Origin of the sequence: Flavivirga aquimarina (assembly GCF_030540835.1) — a bacterium.
GTDB lineage: Bacteria > Bacteroidota > Bacteroidia > Flavobacteriales > Flavobacteriaceae > Flavivirga > Flavivirga aquimarina.
Window position 1 is genome coordinate 1 of the sequence record NZ_JAUOEK010000104.1, and the last position, 499, is coordinate 499.

Annotated in this window: 1 protein-coding gene; it reads left to right on the forward strand. The window is 31.3% G+C overall.

The window, feature by feature from the left end; genetic code table 11:
- Nucleotides 1–55: 55 nt before the first annotated feature.
- Nucleotides 56–361: a DUF6520 family protein gene (locus tag Q4Q35_RS09360; protein WP_303277710.1), complete on the forward strand. Its 306-nt coding sequence runs from the start codon at nucleotides 56–58 to the stop codon at nucleotides 359–361.
- The last annotated feature ends 138 nt before the right edge of the window (nucleotides 362–499 follow it).

Here is a 499-nt window from a genome sequence, read left to right on the forward strand (position 1 = left end):
CTAAGACCGAAAACCTGTAAAATAGAGTAGGTCATTAATTTTAAATATCTATATTATGAAATCTAATTTTTTTAAAATCGTTTTACCAGCTTTTGCTCTTATGTTAGCTATCACAGCTTCTCTTGCTTTTACGCCTGCGGACAGTGCAGAGGATCTTCTTGAAATTGACATAGCGGAATATATTAACCCTGAGAATGTTAATAACGATTGTTTACCAATAACTGAGGTTTCTTGTCAAATTACAGGAACTGTCCTTTGCACATTTGAAATAGAAAAGGATAATGAAGAGTTAGTTGATGTTGATTTATTCTTACGATCATCAGATTGTGGTATACCTTTGTATGTATACGTACCAGAGTAATTTTGTAAAGATCAGGAAAAGGTGTCTATTTTTTGGACACCTTTTTTTGTACCTCTTATTTACAAAACAAGGGACCTTTTTTAGACAATCATTAGTTGATAAGAACTAATAATTATTAACTCGCGTAATTTTATGAAA